This window comes from Chitinophaga sp., assembly GCF_036569125.1.
In the GTDB taxonomy this organism is placed as follows: Bacteria; Bacteroidota; Bacteroidia; order Chitinophagales; family Chitinophagaceae; genus Chitinophaga.
The window spans coordinates 1-5,848 of sequence record NZ_DATCRF010000789.1; the positions used below are offsets into that span (position 1 = coordinate 1).

A 5,848-nucleotide genomic window follows, 5' to 3' on the forward strand; every position below is an offset into this window, starting at 1 on the left:
GTCCTAACAGCACCGTGAAGTTATGCAAGCCCGCTACTTTGCTATAAGACAATGTGTTTTCCAGGTTCCAGTCGAAACGCTGGTTGTTGCTGCGCAGGAAAGAAGTACGGGTGGTGTTGGTGGAGGAGTTGAGGTAGTAAATAGGTGTAAAGGTCTCATCGCCCCAGAAACCTATTTTGGTACCTACTGTGGAACGCAGGCGCAGGCCTTTAATGGGCTGCACTTCTATATACGCGTTACCTACTATGTTATGTGCCCAGGAGTAGTTGCCCAAACGGGTTTGGATATATGCCTGGGGGTTAGTAAGCTCCTGGCCTACCTGGCCGGAAATACCATACGGGCGGCCGCTGGCATCTTTTACCACACCCAGGTTCAGGTAAGGCTGTGCTGCTGCAACAGCAGGATCCGTTACTACCAGCGGTGTAATAGGATCCATGTTGATGGCAGAGCTTAAAGGACCGCCGAACTCATTGTTGGTGTTACCCAGGCCAATGGATTTTTCGTAGGAGTAACCTACGTTCTGCCCAACAGTTACCCACTGTGATAATTTATGTGTAGAGTTCAGGCGCAGGTTCACACGCTGGTATTTGGAAATATCAGTAGCTACAATACCATCCTGTTTCAGGTAACCTACGGAGCTGTAAAAGGTAGATTTTTCGCTGCCGCCGCTTACGCTGATCTCGTGGCTCTGGCGGGCGGCGCTGTTGTTAAAGATCACATCCTGCCAGTCGGTACCGGCGCCAAAAGATGCCGGGTTGGCAAAGGGTGCGGCCTTACCTGCATTTACAGCTGCCTCATTACGCAGGGTAGCGTATTCGGTAGCATTCAGCATATGCAGCTTTTTAGCAGGTGCAGAGGTGCCATAATAACCGTTATAGCTCACCTGCGTATTACCGGCCTTACCTTTTTTAGTGGTGATGAGTATAACGCCGGCGGCTGCACGCGCACCGTAAATAGCCTGGGAAGCAGCATCTTTCAACACTTCCATGGATTCTATATCGTGCGGGTTCAGGTAGCTGATGCCGCCGTTATCTACTACTACCCCATCTACTACCCACAACGGGTTACTGTTATTAAAGGAGGTAACGCCGCGTACACGTACGCTGGCGCTGGAGCCGGGCTGGCCGCTGCTGGCTGCAATGGTAACACCGGAGGTGCGGCCCTGCAGGGTTTGTTCCAGGCGGGTTACCGGCTGGTTCTCAATATCAGCAGCTTTTACGCTGGAGATAGCGCCGGTTACCACGCTTTTCTTTTGTACGCCGTAACCTACTACTACGGTTTCCGTTAAAGCGGTTTGTGAAACCTGCAGCTGCACATTCTGTGTACCGGCAACAGCAGGGAAAGTATGCTGGTTGTAACCTACAAAGGATACCAGCAGCTCGCTGTTGCGGGGTGCGCGGATGTTGTACCTGCCCTCGCCATCGGTAGCAGTACCGGTGTTGGTACCTTTAACGCGGATGGTGGCGCCGGGTATAGGCTGGCCTTTTTCGTCGGTTACGCGGCCACTGATGCTAACGGTGGTATCCTGCTGCATTTTAGCCGCAGGGCGTGCCTGTATAATAATACGTGAGCCATCAATACTATAGAACATAGCCTGATCGCGCAGGCATTCGTCCAGCACCTCTTTCACCGTGGCATTTTTTACCGATACGGTTACAGGCTTAGTGCGTGAAAGCATGTTCTCATCATACACTATGGACATACCCGCCTGACGGGATACTTCTTTCAGCACCTTTTTCAGCGATGCGTTCTTTTCTGAAAGTGTGATCTGCTGGGACACTGCTTTTGCGCTTATCTGCAAGCAGGCTGCCAGCATTAAAAAGGCAGTCAGTTTCATAACGCAGAGCATTTTACGGGCCAGCAGGCTTTTTGCTGTAATACCATGGTCCGTGATTTGATTTTGGTATTGCTTTTCAATAGCATGAGCATGCTCACACCAGGTAGGTAGCTTCCGGGTAGCGGAAGCTTTACCACTAAAGTTTAAATACATACTTTTGTAGTGTTTGGGAATGACCAGATAATAGTTCTTAACGGGACTAATTGTTTCTTTGGGAACCCAGACGTTCTGCCGGGGGTGTTGCGAGCACTTCCGGCTTTTTTTCATAGGTGTTGCCCCCCTTGTGCATGTTAGCTTGTTTCAGGCTTCATAACGTTATTCATGTTTACGATCAGTTTTAATAATTCATACCCGGCCGCACGTGGTAGCGGCCAGGTATGAATTGATGACGTGGTTTACTCTGCTGTAACCGTCAGCCGCCGCCCTTCCAGGCTAAATTTTGCGCCATTCGCTTCCAGCATATGCAATATTTCAGATAAAGGCAGACTTCTGCTGATACGGCCTCCAAAAAGGCGGCTGCTATTTTCATTGCCATAGGCCACATCCACATCATACCAGCGGGCCACCTGGCGCATGATCACATTCATGCCGGCATTGTCAAACTCAAAAAAGCCTGTTTTCCAGGCAATGGTCTGATCTATATCTGCCGGGCGTACGAACATTTGGCCGGTGGTATATTCCAGTACCGACTGCTGTCCGGGTTTCAATAGCTGCTGGCGCTCACCGCGCTGTACGCGTACGGCGCCTTCCAGTAATGTTGTATTCAGGCTTTGCTCGTCAGGATAGGCCATAATGTCAAAACGGGTTCCCAATACCTGTATATGTGTATTATTAACATCTACGATAAATGGCCGATCTGCGTTATGCGCTATTTCAAAATATCCCTGTCCCTGCAGCTCCACTACCCTTTCCTTACCGGTAAAGGCGGTTGGATATTTCAGGCGGGAGGCGGCATTCAGCCATACATGGCTGCCATCCGGCAATACAATATTAAACTGGCCGCCGCGTGGCACTACCAGTGTATTATAACCAATAGCCTCACCTTTGCCCTTAGCGGCATATTCCAGCCGGCCGTTGCGCTGCTGTACGGTGGTTTTACCCTGCTGCAGCACCTGGTTGCCGGCGCTGTCCAGCTCCACCGTAGTGCCATCTGCCAGCGTAAGCACGGCTTTATTGGTGCCCGGCGCCACATCACTGCCAATTACACTTTTCTTACTCAGCGCCATGTTTGAGGCAATATTATGCGACTTATCTGTTTTATAGAACCAGTATACGCTGCCGGCCAGTAATAACATTAATACAGAGGCTACAGCTGCCCAGCGCCAGGGGTGGCGTAAAGGCACTATTTTATTACGGCTGATGTTCTGCAGCAAACGGGCTTCTATCCGGTCGCTTACAGCGGCAGGTACTTCATGGGGCTCATTAATAACCTGTTCAAACTCCTGCTGCAGCCTGGCTAACAGGGGACGGTGCGCGTCTGAAGACTTCAGCCAGTTGTACAGCGCTGCTGCTTCTTCGGGCGTACAGCTACCTTCCAGGTAGCGTTGTAACAGTTGTTCGTAGTGGCCTTTGGTTTCAGACATAAGTGGAATAACAGATACTGTTTGACACAGGTATCCAAGGTATATATATCCGAAAACCGGGTGTTAGGGTACCCCTTCCTGAAAAAAAAGTTAAAATATATTTTGCGCGAGGTATAAAAGAGTGATTACCAGGCCCTGGCGGTAAATATAATTATGAATGGCCCGCATGCTTAATACCATATGTTTTTTTACTGCATTACGGGAAATGCCCAGGATGGCCGCTGCCTCATCATAGCTCTTACCTTCCTGACGGCACAGGCGGAACACATGCAGGCGCTGGGGGGTTAAACGGCCCAGGGCTTCCTGGAATAAACGGTTATACTCTTTTTCATTTACCATTTGTTCCGGTCCGTTACCCTGGAACTGCAGGTGTTCCAATACTTTTTCCTGCAGCACCTCATCATAGGCCAGCTTTTTCAGGGTTTTAAAAGCATGGTTGCGGGCAATGCGGTACAGGTAGCCGGTAAAGGGCAGGGCGGGATCAATACGGTGCCTGATCTCCCATACTTTCAGGAATACATCATGCACCAGGTCCTCTGCAAGCGAAGGTATTTTGCAGATGCGCAACAGGTAAGTATACAGCGCAGAATGGTACTGCCGGTAAATGCTCGTGAAAGCCGACTCATCCCCTTCAATCATCCGTGCTATCAAACCCTCTCCGGATGGTATGCTGTCCATGTGTTTGTACATTTAAGAAACCCTCACGCCGTAAATTAAATAAAACAGGCAAATGTACCAATTGGCGCTGAATTGGCGGTGCAGAACGGATCTTATATAATCAGGCTGCTTAAGCCGTTACGGGCCAGCGTAGCCACTACTATGGTGTATAGTATCAATACAATAGTAACAAAAACCACTACGCTGCTGAACCAGCGGCGTACGCCCGTGCGGGTAGCCCAGGCCAGGCTGATCACAGAAGCCAGCAGGGTTACTGCCAGCAAAGTGCCCATAACGGCTAAGAAATAATGAATAATGAACGCGTTCACCACATCCGCATACGGATACCATGGGAACAGCGCTGCAAAAAATGCCAGCGCAAATAAAGCAATGCTCACAATACTGATCATGGTATACCAGGAGCGGTAGCTGCGGCTGTTGATCATTAGCAGTGCGCTCATACCTAACAGCAGCAGGGTAATGCCAACAGGTATGATAGTGAAGGTGATGGAGATACCTCTATGATCTGTAACCCCATTCAGGTGCAGCCTGCTTTCCACAATCCCATCCGTGCGGTAATATCTCCAAATGCCGGTACGTACACCCTGATCATACTGCCCTTGTACATTCAGCACGCCATCCCGGTCAAAGCCCTGGAAGGTGCCGTGGATCTTATTATCCTGGTAATGGGTAATGGAGTAAAAAGGCTTGCCCTCGCCATAATGCTGGATCTCCGTACGGTCAGGGCATTGTTTTATAAACCCGCTGATCAGGCTATCATCATGGTCAATAAGCAGGTACCCTTCCAGGGTGCGCTTATCTATATTCCATTTAAACTTTTTGCGGCCGTTCGCTGAATATTTCACTAATGTGTAGGTAACGCCGTTCCTGCGCACCTGCATTTCGCTTGTTTTGCCGTTGGGATATTTAGTGATCACTGTATCCTGCGCTGTAGCGGAGAATGCAAAACACAGCATACATATAATAAGGTAACAGGACCGCATAGGAATAGGCATAGGTTTAAACTCCCTTAAAGATAATATAAAAATTAAGGGCCCGTAATGTTACAGGCCCCTGGTTATAGGATTCAGCCATAGGGAGTTAATTATTTCCAGGGGTGTGAAACACTTCTTCCATGATAGTCCAGGTACTTTGGGTACCGGCTGCCCCGGGTAAGGGTAGCTGCGAGGGTGCGTTAAAGTTAGTGCCGGTGTATTCAAAGTAACTAAAAAGGATATACTTATCATCTATTTTCTGAAGATAGATAGAATAATTGTCAATGTTGCATGCTTTAATGGTTTTTAATACGCCGGGCCAGGCAGCGGCATGCAATTGTTTGTAATAAGCGACCTTTTCCGGCTTTAAGCCGGTAACCATGCCATAACGTTTTACAGGTTTTGCCGGATGGCAGGCAAAGAGGCACAGGGCCATCATAACGGGAAGTAGTTTCATCTGCATTAAATTTTAGTGGTTAATAAAAATGGGGAAAGCTCAACACCTGTAAAATGGATTATCCTGTAATAGTGATGGATTATTATAAGCAGCAAAAAGCCGCTGCGGTTGCAACGGCTTTTTAAAAAGGGAAACTTTGAGGTATTAAAAGCGGAACTGCTCTTATAGGATAGTTAAATAACTAATTATGCGCAGCGCCTTTGTCCAGCAGCTCTGCCAGCTTCTTTTCCAGCAGCTCGCCACGCAGGTTGCGGCCTACGATCTTACCGGCAGGGTCAATAAGGAAGTTGGTGGGCACGCCTCTTACACCGTACAAGCC

Annotated in this window: 5 protein-coding genes; all 5 read right to left on the reverse strand. The window is 49.0% G+C overall.

The window, feature by feature from the left end:
• The coding region (locus VIM87_RS29000) for a SusC/RagA family TonB-linked outer membrane protein (RefSeq protein WP_332000363.1) at positions 1 to 1,837 on the reverse strand (1,837 nt) is incomplete at its 3' end.
• A gap of 395 nt (positions 1,838 to 2,232) precedes the next feature.
• A complete protein-coding gene (locus VIM87_RS29005; protein WP_332000364.1) occupies positions 2,233 to 3,420 on the reverse strand; it encodes a FecR domain-containing protein in 1,188 nt (395 codons plus the stop codon).
• 90 nt (positions 3,421 to 3,510) lie between these two features.
• The gene (locus VIM87_RS29010) at positions 3,511 to 4,098 is read right to left on the reverse strand and encodes an RNA polymerase sigma factor (protein WP_332000365.1); all 588 of its coding nucleotides are present in this window, start codon (positions 4,096 to 4,098) and stop codon (positions 3,511 to 3,513) included.
• Between the two features lie 92 nt (positions 4,099 to 4,190).
• Complete coding sequence (locus VIM87_RS29015; RefSeq protein ID WP_332000366.1) at positions 4,191 to 5,054, reverse strand: hypothetical protein; 864 nt, start codon at positions 5,052 to 5,054, stop codon at positions 4,191 to 4,193.
• A 124-nt stretch (positions 5,055 to 5,178) separates the two neighbouring features.
• Complete coding sequence (locus VIM87_RS29020; protein WP_332000367.1) at positions 5,179 to 5,529, reverse strand: L-rhamnose mutarotase; 351 nt, start codon at positions 5,527 to 5,529, stop codon at positions 5,179 to 5,181.
• Between the last annotated feature and the right edge of the window lie 319 nt (positions 5,530 to 5,848).

Bases quoted from the DNA above. Each gene is read 5' to 3' on its own strand.
- VIM87_RS29005 (WP_332000364.1), bottom strand. From the start codon at position 3,420: ATGTCTGAAACCAAAGGCCACTACGAACAACTGTTACAACGCTACCTG.
- VIM87_RS29010 (WP_332000365.1), bottom strand. From the start codon at position 4,098: ATGGACAGCATACCATCCGGAGAGGGTTTGATAGCACGGATGATTGAA.
- VIM87_RS29015 (WP_332000366.1), bottom strand. From the start codon at position 5,054: ATGCTGTGTTTTGCATTCTCCGCTACAGCGCAGGATACAGTGATCACT.
- VIM87_RS29020 (WP_332000367.1), bottom strand. From the start codon at position 5,529: ATGAAACTACTTCCCGTTATGATGGCCCTGTGCCTCTTTGCCTGCCAT.